This is a genomic window from Pandoraea norimbergensis (genome assembly GCF_001465545.3).
GTDB lineage: Bacteria > Pseudomonadota > Gammaproteobacteria > Burkholderiales > Burkholderiaceae > Pandoraea > Pandoraea norimbergensis.
This window is the reverse complement of the sequence record NZ_CP013480.3, coordinates 5661654-5684518: the sequence shown is the minus strand read 5'-3', so window position 1 is coordinate 5684518 and position 22865 is coordinate 5661654. Positions and strand designations below refer to the sequence as shown.

At 63.0% G+C, this 22865-nt stretch carries 14 protein-coding genes and 1 tRNA gene; 11 read left to right on the top strand and 4 right to left on the bottom strand.

The genetic code is table 11. The annotated features are described in order from the left end of the window. Positions 1–11: 11 nt before the first annotated feature. Complete coding sequence (gene yiaY, locus AT302_RS24865) at positions 12–1160, bottom strand: L-threonine dehydrogenase (protein WP_058376292.1); 1149 nt, start codon at positions 1158–1160, stop codon at positions 12–14. A gap of 221 nt (positions 1161–1381) precedes the next feature. Next, positions 1382–2902 (bottom strand): acetaldehyde dehydrogenase ExaC, encoded by a 1521-nt coding sequence (exaC, locus tag AT302_RS24860; RefSeq protein WP_058376291.1) that lies wholly within the window; start codon positions 2900–2902, stop codon positions 1382–1384. A gap of 339 nt (positions 2903–3241) precedes the next feature. Here exaC and AT302_RS24855 point away from each other — a divergent pair, with 339 nt between their 5' ends. Both AT302_RS24855 and AT302_RS24845 read left to right on the top strand, forming a co-directional pair. Beyond that, the gene (locus AT302_RS24855; RefSeq protein WP_058376290.1) at positions 3242–5149 is read left to right on the top strand and encodes a sigma-54-dependent Fis family transcriptional regulator; all 1908 of its coding nucleotides are present in this window, start codon (positions 3242–3244) and stop codon (positions 5147–5149) included. Positions 5150–5300: 151 nt separating this feature from the next. After that, positions 5301–5376 (top strand) — tRNA-Glu (locus AT302_RS24845). A 139-nt stretch (positions 5377–5515) separates the two neighbouring features. On the opposite strand, the gene AT302_RS24840 is transcribed toward AT302_RS24845, so the two are convergent. Further along, a complete protein-coding gene (locus tag AT302_RS24840; protein WP_058376289.1) occupies positions 5516–7123 on the bottom strand; it encodes an alkaline phosphatase D family protein in 1608 nt (535 codons plus the stop codon). Positions 7124–7133: 10 nt separating this feature from the next. Beyond that, on the bottom strand, positions 7134–8357 hold the full coding sequence (locus AT302_RS24835) for a phospholipase D-like domain-containing protein (protein ID WP_058376288.1): 1224 nt from the start codon (positions 8355–8357) through the stop codon (positions 7134–7136). 373 nt (positions 8358–8730) lie between these two features. Between AT302_RS24835 and AT302_RS24830 the strand changes: the two genes are divergently transcribed. From AT302_RS24830 to AT302_RS24790, 9 genes are all read left to right on the top strand, one after another. Continuing rightward, entirely contained in the window at positions 8731–9141 is a 411-nt protein-coding gene (locus AT302_RS24830; protein WP_058376287.1) for an ExbD/TolR family protein, read from the top strand. Next, positions 9141–9953: a TonB family protein gene (locus tag AT302_RS24825; protein ID WP_058376286.1), complete on the top strand. Its 813-nt coding sequence runs from the start codon at positions 9141–9143 to the stop codon at positions 9951–9953. Before AT302_RS24830 ends, AT302_RS24825 begins: the two co-directional genes overlap by 1 nt. 132 nt (positions 9954–10085) lie before the next feature. After that, entirely contained in the window at positions 10086–12503 is a 2418-nt protein-coding gene (locus tag AT302_RS24820) for a TonB-dependent receptor (RefSeq protein WP_058376285.1), read from the top strand. Positions 12504–12551: 48 nt separating this feature from the next. Beyond that, a complete protein-coding gene (locus AT302_RS24815) occupies positions 12552–13181 on the top strand; it encodes a MotA/TolQ/ExbB proton channel family protein (protein ID WP_058376284.1) in 630 nt (209 codons plus the stop codon). A 526-nt stretch (positions 13182–13707) separates the two neighbouring features. Then, positions 13708–14868 carry a non-hydrolyzing UDP-N-acetylglucosamine 2-epimerase gene (gene wecB, locus AT302_RS24810; protein WP_058376283.1) on the top strand — a complete coding sequence of 387 codons (1161 nt, stop codon included), beginning with the start codon at positions 13708–13710 and terminating at the stop codon, positions 14866–14868. Between the two features lie 271 nt (positions 14869–15139). After that, positions 15140–17290, top strand: a complete 2151-nt coding sequence (locus AT302_RS24805) for a hypothetical protein (protein ID WP_174554633.1) — start codon at positions 15140–15142, stop codon at positions 17288–17290. A 19-nt stretch (positions 17291–17309) separates the two neighbouring features. Then, positions 17310–19007: a glycosyl transferase family protein gene (locus tag AT302_RS24800; RefSeq protein WP_058376281.1), complete on the top strand. Its 1698-nt coding sequence runs from the start codon at positions 17310–17312 to the stop codon at positions 19005–19007. Positions 19008–19042: 35 nt separating this feature from the next. Continuing rightward, positions 19043–21733, top strand: coding sequence for an NfrA family protein (locus tag AT302_RS24795; RefSeq protein WP_237172013.1), 2691 nt, complete (start codon positions 19043–19045; stop codon positions 21731–21733). Between the two features lie 38 nt (positions 21734–21771). Then, positions 21772–22794, top strand: a complete 1023-nt coding sequence (locus AT302_RS24790) for an alginate O-acetyltransferase AlgX-related protein (protein WP_084656453.1) — start codon at positions 21772–21774, stop codon at positions 22792–22794. Positions 22795–22865 lie beyond the last annotated feature (71 nt).

The following is a 22865-nucleotide window of genomic DNA, read 5'->3' as shown; positions in this document are numbered from 1 at the left end:
CCGCCGAGCCCTTAAAACGCCCGCGCGAAAATTTCCTCAATCTCCGCTTGCTCGGCACGACGCGGATTCGTAAATCCGCAGGCATCCTGCATCGCATTCGCGGCCAGCGTCGGGATATCTTCTTTCTTCGCACCCAACTCCGTCAGACCGGCCGGGATACCGATGTCTTTCGAGAGCCGCCGGATCGCAGCAATCGCCACCTTCGCGCCTTCCGCATCGCTCAGCCCGTCGACCTTCTCGCCCATGGCTTGCGCGATATCCTTCAGGCGCGCAGCGCTGACGCTCGCATTGAACTCTTCCACGTGCGGCAGAAGTATCGCGTTGCACACACCGTGCGGCAGGTCATAGAAGCCGCCCAACTGATGCGCCATCGCATGCACGTAGCCCAGCGACGCATTGTTGAATGCCATCCCTGCGAGGAACTGCGCATACGCCATGTTTTCGCGTGCCGTCATGTCGTCGCCGTGCGACACCGCACGACGCAGATTTTCTGAAATCAGCGTGACAGCCTTGAGTGCGCACGCATCGGTAATCGGCGTGGCCGCCGTCGAGACATAGGCCTCGGTGGCATGCGTGAGCGCGTCCATGCCGGTCGCGGCGGTGAGCCCCTTAGGCATCGCTGCCATCAGTGCCGGATCATTGACCGACAGTAGCGGCGTGACGTTGCGATCGACAATCGCCATCTTCACATGTCGTGCCTCGTCCGTGATGATGCAGAACCGCGTCATTTCGCTCGCGGTGCCTGCCGTGGTGTTGATCGCGATCAGCGGCAACTGCGGCTTTGCCGACCGGTCCACGCCCTCGTAATCGGCAATCTTGCCGCCGTTGGACGCGCACAGCGCAATTCCCTTCGCGCAGTCGTGCGGCGAGCCGCCGCCCAGCGAGATGACGAAGTCGCAGTGATTCTGTTTGAGCATTGCGAGACCGGCTTCTACGTTCGACACCGTCGGGTTGGGTTTGGCGCCGTCGAAGACCACTGCCTGAATGTCCTGTTGCGTGAGCAGCTTCGCCACTTTCTCGGCAACACCGGCCTTGGCGAGACCGGCATCGGTCACAATCAACGCACGGCGGAAATGGTATTGCGGCAAGGCGGCAATCGCTTCGTCGAGACTGCCGATGCCCATCATGTTGACGGCGGGAATGAAGAAGGTCGTGCTCATGGTGATGCTCCTTATATCTGTTCTGTGAGGGGGCGCACCACGACCACGCGGCCGGCAAGTTCAACACTGCCGGTCGCGTCGTCGCAGGGGGTATGCGGGATCTTCTCGCAGGCATTAAAGACAGCTTCCGCCTATCGGCGGGCCGCGTCTTTGATCTGCGGCAAACAGGGACGCAAATACAGAAAGCGTCGAAGGACTCTACAAATCGGGCTTAAAAATGGTTAGAAGAAGCCCAGCGGATGGATGTCGTAGCTCACCAGCAGATTCTTGGTTTGCTGGTAGTGATCGAGCATCATCTTGTGGGTCTCGCGTCCGATGCCCGACTTCTTATAGCCACCAAACGCGGCGTGCGCGGGATACAGGTGGTAGCAATTCGTCCACACGCGCCCAGCCTGAATCGCGCGGCCCATGCGATAGGCGCGGTTGATGTCTCGCGTCCACACGCCCGCGCCCAGACCGAACTCGGTGTCGTTGGCAATCGCAAGCGCTTCGGCTTCGTCCTTGAACGTGGTGATGCCGACCACGGGGCCGAAGATTTCCTCTTGAAACACGCGCATGCGGTTCTCGCCCTTGAGCAGCGTCGGCTGAATGTAGAAGCCTGATGCCAGCGGCCCGTCGAGCATCTCGATACCGCCGCCCGTCAGCACCTGAGCGCCCTCCTTGCGGGCGAGATCCAGATACGTCAGGATTTTGTCGAACTGCTGCTCCGACGCCTGCGCGCCGACCGCCGTATCGGTATCGAGCGGATCGCCGCGCTTGATGCGGGCGACCTTGGCCATCACCACTTCCATGAACGGCTCATAGATCGATTCCTGCACCAGCGCGCGCGACGGGCAGGTGCAGACCTCACCCTGATTCAGAAAGCCCAGCACGAGCCCTTCAGCGGCCTTCTCGATGAACTCCGGCTCGCCACGCATGATGTCGTCGAAGAAGATGTTTGGCGACTTGCCGCCTAGCTCGACCGTGCTCGGAATCAGGTTGGCGGCCGCGCGCGACAGAATGTGTCCGCCGACCGGCGTCGACCCGGTAAAGGCGATCTTGGCAATGCGACGGCTCGACGCCAGTGCTTCACCCGCTTCGCGCCCGAAACCCTGCACGATGTTGAGCACGCCCGGCGGCAGCAGGTCGCCGATCAGCTCGGCGAACAGCGTGATCGTCAGCGGCGTCTGCTCGGCAGGTTTGAGCACCACGCAATTGCCCGCGGCGAGGGCAGGCGCAAGCTTCCACGCGGCCATCAGCAGCGGAAAATTCCACGGAATGATCTGACCGACGACGCCCAGCGGTTCATGAAAGTGATATGCGGCGGTGTGCTCGTCGATCTCGGCGCTCGTGCCTTCCTGCGCGCGAATGCAACCGGCGAAATACCGGAAATGATCGACGGCCAGCGGCATGTCGGCGGCGAGCGTCTCGCGCACGGGTTTGCCGTTGTCCCACGTCTCGGCGACGGCGAATTTCTCAAGATTGGCTTCGAGCCGGTCGGCAATTTGCAGCAGAATGCGCGAGCGCGCCTGAACCGACGTTTTGCCCCATTTCGCCGCGGCGGCGTGGGCCGCGTCGAGCGCCAGTTCGATGTCGGCGCCACCGGAGCGCGGAAACTCACCGATGACTCCCCCGGTCACCGGCGACGTGTTGGTGAAGTAGCGTCCTTCGACGGGCGGGACGAACTTGCCGCCGATGTAGTTTTCGTAACGCGGCTGCAAGGTCAGCAGGGCACCGGGGGTGCCGGGCGGGGCATAACGCATGTTGTGTCTCCGGATATTGTCGTGTCGGTGGCGTCGAGGCCACGCACGTCGGTAAGCAAGTCGCGGGCCAGCCCGGCAGATCGTTGCCTGACGGGCACCACGCGAGCGAGCCGCGCTCGCCGATGCGCCGAAACCGAGACACGTGTGTCACCCCCTGTCTCGCAGGCGGGACACCGGGCGCGAGACCGCCGCGACACTAATGGCTAATGGCATCACGCTGCCGATAGGCGGGGTCGCGAACCGGCCACGGGCATGGCTGACATACCTCATTGCAATCACCTGCGGCTTGCGACATGCTTCGGGGACGACTCAAGGTCATCCGGCACGGGGAGACAACCAATGCCAGCGAATACAGAATCAGCACACGCGCGCCGTGTGCTGAATGTTGTACAAGGTCACCTGCCTGCCGTCGCGGCAGCGACCGACCCGAGTATCGCCAGCTCCTGGCGCCGCTGTCTCGACACGCACGATCTCGACCCGGGTGCGCGCATGGCGCCGCATGTCATCGGATCGTCACAACTGACCGAGCGGCGCAACGCGATGGAGCAACTGCGCCACGTATCGGCGCACGTGCTGGATCGTCTGCAACGCCAGTTGATGAATCCGCGACAGGCGGTGCTACTGACCGACCCGGAAGGTGTGATCGTCGACTGTCAGTTGCACGACGGCACGCGCGACGACTTCCTGCGTGCCGGCCTGCGTCCCGGCGCGGACTGGAGTGAATCCTGCGAGGGCACCAACGGGATCGGCACATGCGTGGTCGAACGGGCGCCGGTGATCATCTGCCAGCAGGACCACTTTCGCGCGCTGCATACGCCGCTCACCTGCACGGCCAGTCCGGTCTTTGCGCCGCACGGCGAATTGCTCGCCGTGATCGACGTGTCGTCGACCAGTGCCGACGTCACAAGGCAAAGCCAGTTCCACACACTCGCGCTCGTCAATCTCAGTGCGAAGGTGGTCGAGAGCGAATACTTCTTTCTGCACTATCGCGACGAATGGCTGCTGCAATTGCAGGAGCAAGCCGACCATCTGGGCGGTTTCGCGCAGGCGTTGCTGGCTTTTGACGACAGCGGCCGCGTGCTCGCCGCGAATCAGAGCGCCTTGAATCGTCTGGGTGCCACGCGCGACGACATCATCGGCACGCGGGTTGACCAGTGGTTTGCCCAATCGCTCGATGCGCTGATGGCGCGTGCGCACCCGCAACCGCAGACTTGCTGGCCGGTTCGCACGCATGCGGGTGAAGCATTGCTGGCGATGTTGCGCGCCCCCGAACGGGCCGCGAGGCCAACGCCACGCATTCCGGCGCAACCTGCACCGCGTCAGGACACAAACGTCGCGCCCTTCACCGACGCGCATCTGGTACGCGAATTCTCGCGTGCCTGTCGTGTTTTCGCGCACGACGTACCGGTGCTGATTCGCGGCGAAACCGGCAGCGGGAAAGAAGTCTTCGCCCGCGCCGTGCATGCGGCCAGTGCGCGCGCGAACGGCCCGTTTGTCGCGCTGAACTGTGCGGCCATTCCCGAAGCGCTGATCGAGAGTGAATTGTTCGGCTACGTGGGCGGCAGCTTCACGGGAGCGCGCAAAGAGGGCATGAGCGGCAAGCTCTGGCAAGCCAACGGCGGCACGCTGTTCCTCGACGAAATCGGCGACATGCCGTTCGCGATGCAGACGCGGCTGTTGCGCGTGCTGGAGGAGCGTGAGGTGCTGCCGTTAGGCGGCGGAGAACCGGTGGCGCTCGATATCCGCGTGCTGAGCGCGACGCATCAGGATCTGGAGGCGCGCATCGTTGAGCGGCAATTCCGGGAAGACCTGTTCTATCGACTCAGTGGGCTGGCCGTCGTGGTGCCGCCGGTGCGGGAGCGCGACGACAAACTCGACCTGATCCAGCGGCTGCTGAAACAGGCACAGGCAGACAGTAGCGTCGTCGTGACTGACGCCGCGCGCGAAGCCCTATGTGCCTTCGACTGGCCCGGCAACGTGCGGCAGATGCGCAGCGTGATCCGTACGCTGGTGGCGCTGAGCGACGATGGTGTCATCACGCCAGAGGATCTGCCTGCGGACGTGCGGCAGGCGCAGGCCGTCGATGGAGATACCCCCCGCGAGGCCCCGCTCGAAGCGGCGGAGCGGCAGGCGTTGCGCGAGACGCTCGATGCCTGTCAGGGGCAGGTGAGCGCGGCGGCGCGCAAGCTCGGTGTGAGCCGCAACACGCTGTACCGGAAGCTGAAGCGGTTCGGCTTATTGCGCTAGCCGGTCAAAACCAGTTGCCCGACGCCGTCAAACACGCTATAGTCACGCCTCTTCGCGCTGGGGTATAGCTCAGCTGGGAGAGCGCTTGCATGGCATGCAAGAGGTCAGCGGTTCGATCCCGCTTACCTCCACCAAACGAATGACTGTTTTTGTCCCCTTCGTCTAGAGGCCTAGGACATCACCCTTTCACGGTGAGTACAGGGGTTCGAATCCCCTAGGGGACGCCATCTAACGGCGTCGATGTGGCAGCAACACATCGATACCGCGTCGGCGTCAGATTCGACGAATCGCATGAACAAAGGCCGGATGTCTTCAACGACATCCGGCCTTTTGCGTTAACGCATCAATGTGGCGACACGGGCAACGTCAAACCACCTTCGCGCCGGGGTCGCCCGATTCCACCACAAACTGCTTCAACGTCGAGACCGTCGCCTGCTTGTCGGCCCGGTCCGAGATCACCTGAAAGCGCGTCTGCATCTGCTGCGGCGTCAGATCGACGGACACATAGCCGCGATGCCGGCTCTCGAAGTATTTCACGTGCGGATTCTCCGGCAGCATCTTCGCAAATGCCTCGTACGGCGGCGGATTCGCCGTGATCGACGTGCCGACGAACTCCGTCGCAATCACCGGCGAATCGGGACGCTCGTTCGCATGCACGTCGTTCGTCCAGTACGAGTGGATATCGCCACCGATGAGCACAGGATTGTTCGGGCGCGACTGCGTCATCGCCTGCAACATGCGATCCCGGGTGGCCGGATAACCGTCCCAGCCATCAGTCCAATGGCCGACGACACCGGTCTTGCGATCCTTTTGCGTGAGCGGTACGAACAGCAGATCCTGTGCGATCACATTCCATTGCGCGCGCGATTGCCGAAACCCATCGGCCAGCCACGCTTCCTGCTCGAAGCCGAGCATGGTGCGGCGCGCCTCGGTGCGCTCGGTGCAACTGTCGGGCGTGACATGGCCACCGCGATTGTTCGGCAATGCGCAAGGTTGTGGCGTGCGGTACTGGCGTCCGTCGAGTACGTGGAAGTCGACGAGTGCGCCGTACCCGATACGGTCGTACACGCGCATATCGGGCCCGCGCGGCATCGACATGGCACGTAGCGGCATATGCTCGTAGTACGCCTGATAGGCGGCTGCGCGACGCCTCAGAAAGTCCGTGGCCGAGACGTCGACCTTCTGCGACCACGCGTTGGCATAGTCGTTTTCGACTTCGTGGTCGTCCCACGTCATCAGACTCGGCGCAGCGGCGTGCAGCATTTGCAGATCGGGGTCGGTGCGGTACAACGCGTAGCGGTTGCGATACCCGACGAGATCCTTCGCATCCGGGCCGTCGTGCGCGCGCACGATCGGCTTGGCATCCTTCTTCTTCTGATCGTTCGTATAGTCGTAGATGTAGTCGCCGAGGAAGATGACGAGATCGGGGTTCTCCTGCGCCATGTGACGATAGGCGCTGAAATACCCTAATTCCCAGTGCGAGCACGACGCAAACGAAAAGCGCAGACGATCCACCGGCGCGTTAGCGAGCGGCGCGGTGACGGCGCGTCCTACGGGGCTTTGTGCGCCGAGTGCCGTAAAGCGATACCAGTACGGCCGATGCGGCGCGAGGCCGCTCACCTCGACGTGTACGCTGTAGGCGAACATCGCTGGCGCATAGGCAACGCCACGACGCACGACGTCACGCATCGACTCATCGCTGGCGATCTCCCACTGCACGGGCACCTGCGCAGGCATGCCGGCCATACCGCCCTGACCGTCGGGCGAAATGGGCGAGGGCGCGAGACGCGTCCACAGCACGAAGCCATCGGACACTGGGTCGCCAGAGGCCACACCCAACGTGAACGGATCGCCTGAATTAGCGGCGAGCGCCCGCGAGAACGGACCAAGCAGCGGCACGGCGACGAGGGCACCCGCGCCCTTGAGCAGCGTGCGGCGTGCGCGATCGGGCGACGCAATATCTGTCGACTTCATGAGACGTGGCTCACGGCGTGCCCGGATGCGGCACAGGGTAATCGCGCGACACGTCGATGGGGGCCGTATGCGGCGAATTCCACCACGTGCGCTGCAATTGGGCGATACGCTGCGCCATCTTTGCGTCGCGCATCACCACCTCGAGATTGCGCGAGTTGTCGAAGTAGCCGCCGGTCCAGTTGCTTGTGCCAACCCAAGCCAGCTCGCCGTCGATGACCATCGTCTTGCTGTGCACCACGCGCGCATAGGGGATGAACCCACTTGAGGCAGGCGGCACAGTCACCACACGCAGCTCGACGTTGGGCACCAGCGCAAGGCTCTTCAGATACGCGACATCGGGGCGCTTCAGGTTCCAGTTCGAGATCAGCATCTGCACCTTCACGCCGCGTGCCGCCGCCGTGCGCAACGCCGTGTCGATCACACCGTAGTACGGGCGCTTGCCCTTCTCGCCGAACGAGAGCGGTGCGTAATCCATCAACTGAATCTGCACGCTCTGTTTCGCCTGTCCGATGAGCGCGGGCAGGGTAGTCTGCGAATCGCCGACGCCCGGCGGGTTGTACGCATTCGGGCTGGCGACGAGGAACGACGACTGCGCGAGATCGGCGGGCACGACGTCGCGATTGCGCACCGCCGGTTGCCCGCCACTCGCCAGCGCGGCCTGCGCCTGCCAGTCCTGCTCGAAGATGCCCTGCATCTGCGCGACGATTTTCGCGTCGCTCACGCGCACGCCGGTCTCGTCGATGTGTTCCAGCGCACGCCAGTCGAAGTTCTGGCTGCCGACAAAGCCATCGCGTCGATCGACGATGAAGTACTTTGCGTGAATGATGCCGCCGCCCACCTTCGAGAAATCCAGCATGCGGAACTCGAGATTGGGAATCTGTTTGACGCGCGCGAGCGTCGCTTCGTCGGACATGCGCTCGCCCTTGGCTTCCATCAGAAAACGAATCTTCACACCGCGCTTGCCCGCGGCTTCGAGATGATCGAGCACCGTATCCATGCGGCTGCCACGCTCACCCGACACGTAGAACTGACCGAAGTCGATCGACGTCTTCGCGTGATCGAACATGTCGGTCCAGACGGTGACGGAATCGCGCAGATCGTCGCTGTCGGCACCGGCGCCAACGGGCGCGGTGTGCACGAGTTCAAAGCCGGGAATGGTGAAGGGTGCGGGCGCAGCGCATAGCGGAGCGATGCTGCTCAGCGCTAGCGTGAGCGCGGCAAACGTGTGACGCATGACTTCCTCAAATGACGTGTCGTGTTCGTGTGTGGAGCAAAGCTTTCGCACGGAAATTCTTGTGTGACAGTTCTGCGATGGCATCGTATATCTAACATATGCATTGACATATGTGCCTTCGAAAACTGCCTGCGTCGCATCGCAAAAACGCCTTGTTTCAAGGGGTTTTACGCTCGCGTAGCGCATTGGTTTCCTGTGGTTTACACGGCAGGATATTCGTCAATTGTTAAACTTTATTACACGTAGGAAATATATTTTGCGGTTACGGGGTAAACGCAACGTCTGACGGAATTCGCATCGCATTTGTGTCGATTCGTCACGGAAATTTCATCGACGTCCAAAATAATCCGGTTTCTTTTTTCCGGACGTCGCCATGATTCACTTCGAAGATCCCCCCAAACGGCACGCGCGCATCGAGATCATTCCGATGATCGACGTGATGATGTTCCTGCTCGTGTTCTTCGTGTTGCTCAGCATCAACGTGATCCCGTCGCGCGGCCTGTCGACCACGTTGCCGCAGTCGTCGAGCGCAGCACAGGTCAATCCCGAGAAGCCCGTCGTCGTGACCATCACGCGCGATGGTGCGTTGCAGGTCGACGGTGCCGACACCACGCTCGAAGCGCTCGGCGCACGCGTGAAGGAAAAGGCCGGCGACGTCGAGAAGGCGCAAGTCACGCTCAAGACCGATGAAGGCACGCTGATGCAGCGTGTGATCGACGTCATGGATGCGTTGAAGGCAGCGTCGGTGAGCAAAATCTCGATCGCTACGCGAGCGAAATCGTAATGACTGCGACGAACGCCACCCCAGCTTTCTGGATGCCCACGCCGATCTATCGCCGCCGCGACTGGGTGGCGGGCGGGTTGACGCTGTTGCTCGCACTCGCGGCCACGGTCGGTCCGAGCCTGCGTGCGCTGACGCCGCCGCCAGGCGAGAAGCAGGCAGAAGTGCTCACCGAAATCGATCTCGCGCCGCCGCCGCCCGAGCCGCAACCGCAGCCGAAGGCGGAGCCGTTGCCTCAGCCCAAGCCGGAACCGAAGCCTCAGCCGAAGCCTGAGCCCAAGCCCGAACCGAAGCCCGAGCCGAAGCCGCAACCTCAGCCGCAACCGCGTCCTCAACCGGCGCCGCAACCCACACCGACGCCCACGCCGACACCGCAACCGGTCGCCGACAGCGCACCGGCGACGTCGAACGCGACGCCGACAGCGAACACCGCGACCAACACCGCACCGTCGACGCCGACCGCCGAATCGAAGCCCGTGCAGAAGGCCGCCGCGCCGAGCAAGGGCGACCCCGACCGTGAGTACGAACGGTCGTTGCGCGCGCTGGTGGAGTCGCGAAAGAAGTATCCGACGAGCCGTCAGGCGATGACCGAGAAGCCCACGGGGACGGTCGAGTTGTGCGTGATGCTCGATCGCAGCGGCAAGGTGAAGGACGTGAACCTGACCAACGGCTCGGGCTCGCTGCTGCTCGACAACACGGCCACGCGACTCGTCGAGGGCACCACATACCCGGCATTTCAGGACACCCATTTTGCAGGCCAGGCGCAGCACAGGTTCTGCATGAAGCTCGATTACCAGCTCCCGAGCAATAGCTGAGGAGCGACCCAGGCAACACAGCAGTCCCGTTGCACTCACGCTGACCACGCGGCCCTGCGCCACGTGAAAAAAACCGCGGCGGCGCTTTGCCGCAGCAATCCAGGCACCCGTAACCATAACGAATAGACCGAGATGAACGATCTACATACAACGGCCGGCAAGCCGTTCAAGCGTCCCGCATTGCGTCTGTCCATGATCGCTGTTCACGTGCTGCTGCTTCAGGCTGGCGTCGCACACGCGCAGAGCGCCGATACCAATGCAGCACCCGCCGCCGCCACGGCTTCCCCCAGTGCTTCGGGCACGTCGAACATCGGCACGGTGACCATCACCGGCGACGGCGACAACCTCGGCACCGGCCTCATGGTTCGCGAAGACGAACCGAAAACCCGTAGCACGGTCACGCGCGCCGAAATCGAAAAGGAACGTGCCACCGGCAACGTGTTCCAGTCGATCGGCCTGCTGCCGGGCGTGTCGACGTACAGCTACGACGCGTCGGGCCTGTTCGGTGGCGGTCTGTCGATTCGCGGCTTCAACTCCGACCAGATCGGCTTCACGATCAACGGCGTGCCGGTCAACGACTCGGGCAGCTTCGCCGTGTATCCGCAGGAATTCCTCGACAACTCGAACACCTGCGGTATGTCGGTGACGCAGGGCGCGACCGATCTCGACGCCCCGCACGTCGGCTCGACCGGCGGTAACGTCAGCATCGTCACGTGCGAACCGGAAAACGAGAAGCGCGTGCGCGTGTCGCAAACGGTCGGTGGCCTGAACCTCACGAACTCGTTCGTGCGTCTGGACTCGGGCCGCTTCGCCAACGACATGGCGAAGATCTTCGTGTCGTACTCGCACGCCGAAATCGACAAGTGGAAGGGAGAAGGCAAGGCCAAGCGCGATCACGTCGACTTTGGCTTCCGTCTGGATCTCAACAAGGAAAATTACGTCACGGGTACGTTGAACTACAACCGTGCGATCAACAACAACATCTACAACCCGTCGCTCGCGCAGCTCAACCAGAACGGCTACTACGGCGACTACGCTTCGCAGTTTGTCGGTCACCTGCCCCCGGTCAAGGGCACCGCGCAGAACGAAGCTTCGCAAAGCCCGGCGTACTACAAGCTGTCGCAGAACCCGTTTGAAAACGTGATCGCATCGGTCACCGGCGTGTTCCGCCTGACGCCGACCACGCAGGTGAAGATTCAGCCGTACTACTGGTATGGCTTCGGCACCGGCGGCACGCAGCAATACGTGCTTTCGGAAACCGGCTTCCTGAACCCGGCCACCGGCAAGGCGGGTCTGGGCCGCGATCTGAACGGCGACGGCGACACGCTCGACAAGATCATCGTGGCGAACAGCAGCGTGACGCGTACCGACCGCCCGGGTATCACCACGACCGTGACGCAACAGCTCGGCAACCACCAGATTCAGGCCGGTGTGTGGTTCGAGCGTGCGGTGCACCGTCAGACTGGCCCGGCCGTGCTCGTGAATGCCGACGGCACTGCCAGCGACATCTGGCTGCAAGACAACCAGATCACCGGCCCGACGGGACAGCCGTATGAGTCGCGCAACTGGAAGACGGTGTCGACGTCGTGGCAGTTCTTCGCCGCCGACTCGATCTCGATGCTCGCCGACAAGCTCAACGTGACGGCCGGTTTCCGTACGCCGCACGTGCGCCGTGACTTCACGAACTTCGCTAACGAGGGCAGCAACTCGGGCACGTCGTACAACGTGGTCAAGGACTACAACGCGTTCCTGCCGCAGGCCGGCGTGCGTTATTCGATCGACGACGCGAATCAGGTCTACGCCAGCTACGCGATGAACTTCCGCGCACCACCCAACTTCGCGTTCTCGCCGACCAACGGCAACGTGACGTTCGTGAACGGTCAGGCGACCGTGACGGGCAACGTGAAGGCCGAAACGTCGAATGTGTATGACATCGGCTATCGCAACGAAAGCGGTCTGGGTGTGTTCTCGGGCTCGCTGTTCTACGTCGACTACAAGAACCGTCAGGCCACCGCGTACGACCCGAATCTGAACAACTCGGTCTACACGAATGCCGGTCGCGTGCGTAATTACGGCTTCCAGCTCGAATTCGGCACGGTGCCGTTCCACGGCTGGTCGGCGTACGCCTCGATCACGAACAACCATAGCCGCCAGCTCGACAACCTTCAGACGTCGGCGACGACCACGATGCAGACGTCGGGCAAGGATTACCCGCTCGATCCGTCGTGGCTGCTGGGTCTGTCGATTCAGTACGCCCAGCCGAAGTGGTACGTGCGTGCACAAACGAAGTTCACGGCGCGTCAGTACGCCACGCTCATGAACGACGAAGTCGCACCGTCGTACACCACCGTGGATCTGGATGCGGGCTACCGGTTCAACAACACGTTTTTCTTCAAGAACCCCACCGTGCGCGTGAACGTCAGCAACCTGTTCAATCGCCAGTATCGCAACCCGTCGAGCGTGCAAGTCGGCGGCGGCAGTGGCACGGTTTATTACTACCTGGGCGCACCGCGACTGCTGTCTGTGTCGCTGTCTGCCGACTTCCAGTGAGGCGAGCCGCTGCTTTCGCACTCACGAATTTGAAAGAGGAACCTTCGTATGAACACTCAGGTGCTACATGATCTGTCGTTTTTCCTGATGTACGCGTGCCTGGTCGTGGCGTTGTTCATCAGCATCGAACGTCTGATTTTCTATCGCTACACGAACAAACACGCTCGTGAGCTTGACGCGATGCTGCTCGGCGAAGGCCGTACGCTCGACGATCTCACGCAACATCTCGAGAGCAATGACAGTGTGCCGGCCGATGCGCTGCGTGCACTGGCCAAGGCGCGTGCCGACGCTCATTCGCGTGAAGACATGGAGCAGCTCTCCGCTGCGCTGTATCTCGCGATGAAGTCCAAGCTCAAGCAGCGTCTGTGGATGCTCGACACGATCGTGACGGCGGCACCGCTGATCGGCCTGCTCGGTACGATTCTCGGCATTATCGATACGTTCTCGTCGCTCGCCGCGTCGGGGATCTCGGATGCCAAGGGCGTGTCGGCCGGTATCGGGACGGCGCTGTATGCGACCGCACTGGGTATCTCGACGGCGTTGTTCGTGCTCGTGTTCCTCAATCACTTCAACGATCGTATCGAGCGTATCGGCGATCACCTGAAGATCCTGCTCCTGCGTGCCGGCATTCAACCGGGTTCGCAAGACAACGTGGTGCGGTTGCAGCGGCAAGCGTGATGAAACGCATAAGACGGTGACCCGGTAATTCGGGCCACCGATCAGCCCCTGTCGTACCGATGTTCGCCCCGTGCGATACCGCTTTTGCGGCTATTGCACGGGGCTTTTTCGTTTGTTTTGACGCCCGTCAACCCTTGATTTCCCTGCGAAAAACCCTGTTGCTCATGCGCGACAGCGAGAGGCGCATCGCAAATGGGGGGACTGTATGGGGACGGTTGATCGATACCATCCGGCCAATCAAGTTCGCACTGTAGAAAAAACAAGCCGCTGAATCCGGTGCGAAACAAGTGGCAGGAGGAGGTATTGCGACACTGGCCGCACGGCTGGCGTCGTCTGTTGGTCTTCGCCGCGCAGGCAGCCGATACTGATGTATCGGACAACGAAGTAAGTGTCATAGCGTCGCCACCACCATTCCGACCTCATGTCTGAGAGCCCCATGTCCGAAGTCCCCGGGGCGAGATAACGTCTGCACGCCGTATGCCTTATACCGTATGGCGCCAGCAGGCGATGACCGGAACATATAACGATGAAAGTCCTGTCGATCTTCGGTACACGTCCCGAAGCCATCAAGATGGCACCGCTCGTGACGGCGCTCGATCGCGAGCCCGGCATAGATAGCGTGGTTTGCGTGACGGGGCAGCATCGCCAGATGCTCGATCAGGTGATGTCGATTTTCAATCTCTCGGCCAAGTACGACCTTGAAGTCATGGTGCCTAATCAGACGCTCAACGGTCTGTTCTCGCGCGCCATTGCCCGGGTAGACGCTGTGCTGGAGGCGGAAGCGCCGGATTACGTGCTGGTGCATGGCGACACGAGTACGGCGTGCGCGTGTGCACTCGCCGCCTTTCACCGGCGTATTCCCATCGGGCACGTGGAAGCGGGGCTGCGCACCGGCGATCTGGCCAAACCGTTCCCCGAGGAAATGAACCGCCGCGTGGTCGATGCGGTCGGCAACTGGCTGTTCGCACCGACGGCAACGTCCCGGGCGAACCTGCTGGGCGAGAACCTTCAGGGCCGGATCGTCGTGACCGGCAACACCGTGATCGATGCGCTCGCGACACTCATGGAGCGGCTGCGCGACGATTCGCCGCTGGCCAAGGAGGTCGCCGCGCGTTACCCGTGGCTCGACAGTTCACGTCGTTTGCTGCTCGTCACGGGGCATCGCCGAGAGAGCTTCGGTGATGGCTTTCGCAATATTTGCGCGGCGCTCGCCGATATCGCCAAGCGCGACGACGTGCAGATCGTCTATCCCGTGCACCTGAATCCGGCCGTTCGCGAGGTCGTGATGACGGCGCTCGCGGGATTCGACAATGTGCATCTGATCGATCCGCTCGATTACGTCGACTTCGTCTGGTTCATGCAGCGTGCGTACGTGATCCTTACCGACTCGGGCGGCGTGCAGGAAGAAGCGCCGTATCTGGGCAAACCAGTACTGGTCATGCGCGATGTGACCGAACGTCCGGAGGCCGTGGCGGCAGGCACGGTCGCACTGGTCGGCGCCAACCGTGATCGCATCGTCGAGGCCGTGACCCGTTTGCTCGACGACATCGCGTATCACGTGTCGTTCTCGCGGCGCGTGAATCCCTACGGCGACGGACACGCCTCGCAACGCATCGTGGCGGCCCTTTGCGGGCGCACGGTAAGCGAGTTCGATCCGGACGCGCCGGCCATCGGCCGCGTGTCCTGACAGGCGGGGGACTCACGCGATGACTGCACTGCCGACACCTGCGCTGCCACCTGTTCCGTCCAACCCCGCATCGCCCGCCCGCGCGGACCGTGCGCCCCACTACGGATATTCCATGCCGTTGCTCAACACATTGACTGCACGTCGCCGAATGACCCGCGACCTTTCCCGTTCGGTATCTTCGTTATCTTCGGTATCGCGTGCGACGCCTGCACCCCGTACGCCTTTGCGCCGCGTGTGTGCGACGACGGCGGGCGTGCTTGCCGTGCTTGGCATGTGCGCACCGCTCGCGTCGCACGCAAGCGCACTGGGCGACGGCGTGCGTGCCCTTGGCTCGGGCGTGAATCTGCAACGCAGCATCGCACTGGCCGATTTGGGCATCACGGCGCCTATCGTGCTGTCGGGCGATGCGAGTCAGGACTTCTATCTGCCGGTGCCCAAGGGCTTGCCGCTTGCCGATGCGTCGATCACGTTCGACGGCCGCTATCTGAAGGGGGAACCCGGCGCGGCGTCGGTCGTGCTTTCCATCGACGGGCAGCCGATGACGTCGCAGTCGGTGCCAGAGGGCGACGGGCCGCTGCAACGTAATCTCGCGGTGTCGGCGCGTCCTCGCGACACCGGCTTCGTGCGCTTCTCGGTGAACTGGCACGCTCGCACGGGTACCTATCGCTGCGAGCCCGATCGCTCGATTGCGAACTCGGTCACGATCACGCCGCAGACGCGGCTGACCTATCGCATCGATCAGAAATCGGTGTCGAGTCTCGATGACGCGTGGGGCACGTTGCCCGGTGCTCCGGCACTGCTCGTCGCATCGAAGACGCTGGGTCAGGAAGCCTTCGACAGTGCGTGGCGTATCGGTGTCGCCCTTGAGCGCAGCGGCAAGCGCGTGCAGGTAAGGGCGCTGCCCGCCGTGGGCGACGTCGTCGACACGCGTGGCGTCAACGTGCCGGCAGCGCTCGCCGGTGTACCGGCCTTTGCCGCGCTGCGCGACAGCAGCGCGACACACAAGCTGGCCAACGATGCCGAACTGGGCGCGTTGCTGGCAATGAATGCGTCGTCGGTCAGCGGTGACGTGGTGGTGGCCGACGCGACGATGCGTGCGCGTCTAGCCGCTGCGTTCGACGCGCTGCAAGGTCAGCTCGCCTCGGATAGCGACGCCGCTGCGGCCTTCAAGGCATGGCGTGATCAGCGTGCGCCGCTGGCGAATGACGCGCTGGGTGCGAAGCAGATCCGCCTGCTGTCCATGGGCAGTCAGTCGGTGATTGCCATCGCGGGCGACGCAGGCGCGCAGGCAGCGGGCCTCTTCGACAACTCGCTGCGCCGTCTGTTGCTCTCGAACAATGTCACCGTGCCGGTCGCTCGCACGCCGGACATCGCAGACAAGCAGGTCGTGCGCTTGTCGAGTCTGGGGGGCTCATCGGACAGTTTCGACGTGCTCGCCCGCGGCGACTGGACCGTGAGTTTCCCGCTGGGCGCGGTGGCGTCCGACGGCCGCATGCCGGGCGAGATTTCGCTGTATCTCGCCGCTGCGCCGGGACCTGCGGCGTCAAAGCCGGTGGCGACGGTGTTCTGGAACGGCATTCTGCTGGCCGCGAAGCAACTCGACGCCAATGGCCGCCCCGAGCAACTCAAGGCGCGTGTGCCGGGTTACGTCCTCGGCGTGAACAATAACCTTCGCGTGTCGGTGCAACGTCAGCCGTATTCGGCGAACTGCGATGAAATTCCGCAGGCCTATCCGGTCAATGTGCTGCCTTCGGCGAGCTACATCCGCCCGGGCAAGGCCGAACCGGATGGCACGTTCGTGGGCTTGCTGCCGCTCATGGCCGGCAACCCGCAACTGATCGTCCCCGCGCGCTATCTCGAAGACGCCCCGGCCAATATCCGCCGCGTGATCGGTATTGCGTCTGCCAGCGGGCTCGCCCCGTCGCGCACCGAACTGACGGTTGCCGCTGCGGGCAAGAGCGTGAAGCCGGGCAAACCGTTCGTCGCGATGGAAGTGCCGATCGATGGCGCGAAGCCGACAGTGAGCGTGTCGGATGGCAAGCGTCTGGAAATCGGCGGCAAGGATGCCAAGTGGCTGGACATCACTGGCCTGGAGAACCTGTCGACCGCGGAGGTGGTGCGCGGCGGCGGTGAAGACGGCTTGTTGTGGTACGCCGTCGGCGCGCCGCAGGTCGAAGTGGGCGAGCCGTTCCTGCTCAACCGCGGCAATCTCGCGATCATCGGACCGGCAGGGCCGGTCGCGTGGATCGACAGCAGCAACCCCGACGCGAGCCTGCCGCCGGGCGCCGGAGAGAGTGCGTTTTACGAGTGGCGCCGCTATGTCTCGTGGGGCGTGCCGGCCGTCGCCATCGCCCTGTTGGTGCTGCTGCTGATTCTCGTGCTGGCGCTGCGCGCCGGTCGCAAGAAACAAGACAGCCATTGACCGGTAGAGACGCGCCGCCGTGATCTCCTCGCTCTATTGGCCGTATCTGGTCGCCGACTACTACCACGCGCTGGAAATTGCCAGCGCGGTGGTCGGTATTCTCATCCTGCTATCGAGCATCGACGATCTGTTCGTCGATGCCTGGTACTGGGTGCGCCAGGTCTACCGCTCACTGTTCATCAAGCGACGCTACACGCCGTTGCAAGCGGCGCAGTTGCGCGATGTGCGAGAACAGCCGCTCGCGATCATGGTGCCCGCGTGGCTCGAATTCGACGTGATCGCCGCCATGCTCGAGAGCATGGTGGGCACGCTCGAATACAAGAACTACATGATTTTCGTCGGCACTTATCAAAACGACGAGCGGACCAAAACGGAAGTCGAGCGCATGCGCCGCCGCTATCGGCAACTGGTGCGCGTGGAAGTGCCGCACGACGGACCGACCTGCAAGGCGGACTGCCTGAACTGGATCGTGCAGGCGATTTTCAAGCAGAACCAGCAACAGCCAGAGCCGTTCGCGGGCGTGATTCTGCACGACAGCGAAGACGTGCTCCACCCGCTGGAACTCAAGTACTACAACTATCTGCTGCCGCGCATCGACTTTATCCAACTGCCTGTGACGTCGCTCGAGCGCGAGTGGTACGAACTCGTCGCGGGCACGTACATGGACGAGTTCGCCGAATGGCATACCAAGGATCTGGTGGTGCGCGAGAGCCTGTCGAAGATGGTGCCGTCGGCGGGGGTGGGGACCTGCTTTTCGCGCCGCGCCCTTGAAGAACTCGCTGCCGAGACCGACAACCAGCCGTTCAACACTGACACGCTGACCGAGGATTACGACATCGGCGCCCGTCTGGCGCGACGCGGCATGAAGCAGATCTTCGGCAAGTTCCCGGTCGAGTATGTGATCAAGCGGCGGCGGATGTTCGGCTTCGGCAAGGAGAAGGTCTCGACGATCCGCATGCCACTCGGCATTCGCGAGTACTTCCCCAACACGTTCAGAACCGCGTACCGGCAGAAGGCACGCTGGACGCTGGGCATTGGGCTGCAAGGCTGGGTGCAGGTCGGCTGGGCAGGTTCGCTCGCGACGAAATATCTGCTGTTCCGTGACCGCAAGGGGCTGGCGACGTCGTTTATCGCGATCATGGCCTACGTGTTGCTGATCAACTTCGCGCTGTTCCTGCTGGCCGACCGCATGGGCTGGTGGACGATCTACTACCCGTCGATCTTTCCGCCGGGCGGCTGGGTCATGACGCTCATGAGCGTGAACGCCGTGGCGCTCGCGTTGCGCGTGTGTCAGCGCAGCTTCTTCGTGTATCACATGTACGGCTGGGAACACGCGCTCTTGGCCGCACCTCGCATGGTGATCGGCAACTTCATCAACGCGATGGCGGCGGCACGCGCGTGGCGATTGTTCATCGTGCATCTCATCACAGGCAAACGTCTCGTGTGGGACAAGACGATGCACGACTTCCCGTCGACCGATCAGATCACCCAGCAGCGTCAGCGTCTCGGTGAGTTGCTGCTGTCGTGGCAGGCCATCGACGAAACCAAGCTGGCATTCGCACTGGAGACACAGGCGCGCGAGAAACGTCCGCTCGGCGAAATTCTCATGCAACTGGGCTGGCTCGACGAAGCCACGTTGCATGAAGCCATCTCGTTCCAGCAGGGCGTGATCGCGCCGTCGCTGCCGCCCAACGACGTTCCCACCGCCGCAACATGATGCCGCCTTTCCGAACGCTTCTTCTCGTCACGGCCATGGCCTGCTGCTGGCCGGCCTCGCCCGCCATGGCGCAGGCGACGGCACACGCCGCCAAACCGTCTGGCGAAGCGCCGTTGTCCGGGCAGGCGTGGAAGTTTGCCGATCAGGCCTACAAGCACTATCAGGCGGGACGGTTCGAGCAGGCCGCGTCGGCAGCGGCCGCCGCCGTGCGCTTGCGCCCCGATGTGTTGCGCCTTCGCATGCTGCTCGTCTATTCGCTGCAACGCGCGGGCAAGATCGACGACGCGCACAAGGCGGTCGACAGCGCGCTCAAGTACGGATTCGATACGCCCGCATTGCGCGATGCGAATACGAATCTGAGTGGCGCACAGGCGGGCGGGCCGCCGCCGACCGAGGCTTATCGACGCGCTTTTCCGATTGCCACGCAGGCGTACTCGGAATACAACGCGCAGCAATACGTGGAGGCGTCGACCCATGCCGAACAAGCGTTTCGTATCGATCCGTCGCGCGGCGAATGGGCTTTGCTCTGGATCGCCGGACTGGAGTCACAGGAGAAGTTCGACGCTGGCGTGAGTGCCGCCGAAACCGCAATGTCGCTGGGCGCACCGAATACGTCGGATCTGAAAGCGCGTATTCAGGTGCTGCGGGCGCGCATGGCCGTGGACCCGGCGAGCGCCGGCTATCAGGCCATCATCGACAACAAGCCGAAGGACGCCATTCCGTTTGCACAGGAAGCCGTGCGTCTGGCCCCCGAGGACGACAGCTATCGCCTGCTGCTGATTTCCGCGTTCATGCTCGACAATCAGTTGCCCGAGGCGGAAGACGCGGCGAGCAACGCGCTCACTCAGAACGACGAGAACACGGTCGCACTCGAGATGCGTGGCTATCTGCGACAACTTCAGGGCAAGAAAGCGCTGGCTGACGCCGACTTCGACGAGGCCATCAAACAGGACTGGCTCGACGAGGGACAGGTGCGCAACGTTCGGCTGATTGCCGCCGATGCTGCACTGGCGGCGGGCGATCATACGCGTGCCATTGCGCTCGTGGCGCCGCTCGACGAGAAGGACGACGCCGTCAAGAAGCGTCTGAAGCTTGCGCGTTCCGGTGCGCGTGCGCCTAAGGCACTCACGCAGATCAATTTCCCGGCACCGATTCAGGACCCACGCGAAACCCCCTACGGCACGGTCTACGAGTTGCTGCCCTACGACACGGTCGGCTACGGCGGGCCGTCGGCGCAAGCCTATGCGGCGTACGACCGCGAGGACTATCAGGAAGCGATCAAGCAAGCACGCCGTGCGGTCGAGCTTGATCCGAAGAGTCCGATCTACCAGAGCCTGCTGACGACAGCGCTCGCTGCCGGCGACTCATCGCAGACGAAAGAAGCGGGCGAGCGCATTGAGAAGGCGCTGGCGGAGAAGCCGGGCGACCCGGATTTGCTGATTCAGCGCGGCTACCTTCGCCAGCGCATCAACGAACCGGCGCTGGCCGTCGACGATTTTCGGGCGGCGCGAGCAACCGGCAAAGCCTCGCCGGATGTCGTGCTCGCCGAGGGCTATGCGCTGTCGGCCGCCGGTCAAAAGGCCGAAGCCGAGACCACCTTCCGTCAGGCCATCGACGATTACGACGCCAAACGGTTATCGCTCACGCCCGAGCAACTGCTGGACACGCGCAGCGCCATCGCCGATGTGTCGCGCCAGTGGGGCGCGACGGTCTCCGTGGGGTATCGCGGTGCGCGCCCGGCCGGGGGCAGTTTGGGCGGCGCGGCGATCTCGGTGCCGGGCAATGCCGTGTTCAGTACGGCAGAAGTGTTCTGGCGCCCGCGTGGCTGGTTGAACGCGAACAATCACGCCTTCGAAGTTTATGGGCAGTTGTCGAACACGCTGTACGACGCGGGCGGCAACACGATCGCGCAGACGGGCCTCGATCCTTGCAGTCAGGCACCCATCAACATCGACCCGACGTCGAATCGGGGCAGCTCCGGGTTTCCGACGACGGTGGGCATTCTCGGCATGCGCTTCACGCCGTCCACCGATCTCGGCCTGACGTTCGGTCTGGAGCGCCAGTTCCTGCTCGGATCGGCGACACGCTCGGGCACTTTCCAGCCGCTGCGACAAGATCTTCAGTGCGCGCTCAATCAGCGTAACCAGACCGCGAACTACCACTCGAATGCAGGCAACGGCGGCTGGCAGGCGTACGCCACGTATGGCCACTACATCGGCAGTGAGCTGCGCATGGACCGGCCGAGCTGGTTCACGCTGGAGAGCTATGTGCAGGCCGGTTACTCGTGGCAAGACCTGCCCTCCGACCTCTGGCTCACGAACAACGATACCGGCGCCACCGACGCGCGCACGTCCGGCAAGGTCAAGCGGCGCCAATACTTCGCTGCTTTCGAAGTGCGAGCAGGGCAGAGCTTCCGAATGGATCAGATCGATGAGCATCTCGTGCTGTATCCGTACGTCGTGCTCGGGGGCGACTGGCTGAAGAATGCCGACCGGGTCGAGGGCCTGCCGATCAACGGCGTAGACGACTATGAACTGCTCGGCAACAGCAGTTCGTGGTCGCTGGGGGCGGGCGTCGGTTTCAACGTCCGGTACTACTTCCGCTCGGACCACTACAACACGGCGAGGTCGTATGTCGACTTCGCTACGCAGTATCGCTTCAACATCGGCGGCGGGCAGGCGGATCGGGCGAAGGGCCTGTTCATGACCTTCACGCTGTCGTACTGATGTGTGACAGCTTTCAATCGATTTCGAGGAGTTGCAACATGACGTCGTACGCTTTCGAACCTCGCGCTTCGCGACGGGTATCGCGACACTTTTGCGCAGGCCTAGTCCGTAGCCTGAGCGCGTGTGTGCTGACGTTTGCCTTGGGGGCTGCGCAGGCGCAAGACGCGTCGACGCTCATCTTGCGCGGCAAGGACAACTGGCTGTTTCCCGGCTGGGGCAGCCTCACGCAAGTCGACACGCGCGGTATCGACGCGAACACGGCGCTGGTGATCGAGGCGCGCGACGCGCTCGCGGCACACAACATCAAGCTCGAAGTGTTGCTGCTGCCGGACAAGTCGCTGTTCTATCAGGACAAGCTGCCCGACGGCAAAGTCATGAGCCCCGAGGTCAAGGCGCGCTACACGACAATTCTGGGCAAGCTGAAAGCCGCCGGTATTTCGACGTTCGACGACGAGGTGATTCTGCGCCGCATCAAGGACGGCGGTCAGGATGTCTACTACCGCACGGATCAGCACTGGACGCAGGTCGCTGCCGATGCGACGGCGCAGGCGACGGCGGACATGATTCGCAAGGATGTGCCGGAATTGTCGGGCAAGCCGGGCACCGGCATGCCGCTCGGCGGCATGGTCAACGACCGTCGCTATGGCGATCTGGCCGAACTGTTTTTGACGCCGGAAGATCGCAAGAAGATCGGGCGCGAGGTGTTCACCGTGCGGCGTCCATCCGACGGCCAGAATCTGCTCGACGATGCGCCAGCACCGGTGCACATCACCGGCCACAGCATGATGCAGCCGTACTTCGGCTTTCCGCAGAAGCTCTCGAACGTGCTCGATCGTCCCGTCTCGGTGAACTGGAAGCCGGGGAACGTCGGGCAATGGGTCATGCTGCTCGAATACGTCGAGTCGCCGGCCTTCAAACAGACCAAGCCGCAAGTGCTCGTCTGGCAGATTTTCGAGCCCGCGTATTCGCAGGGGCCGGATGCCGCCGGTCTGTGGGACAACGCCTCGATCATGACGCCCGACGTCTGGCGCAAGCGTCTGAAGGCCGCACTGGGGAATTGAGCACGTGCCGGACATCAACCCCCCTTCGTCGTCGTCACCATCGTCAGTGCCATCGCACCGCTTGAACGCGG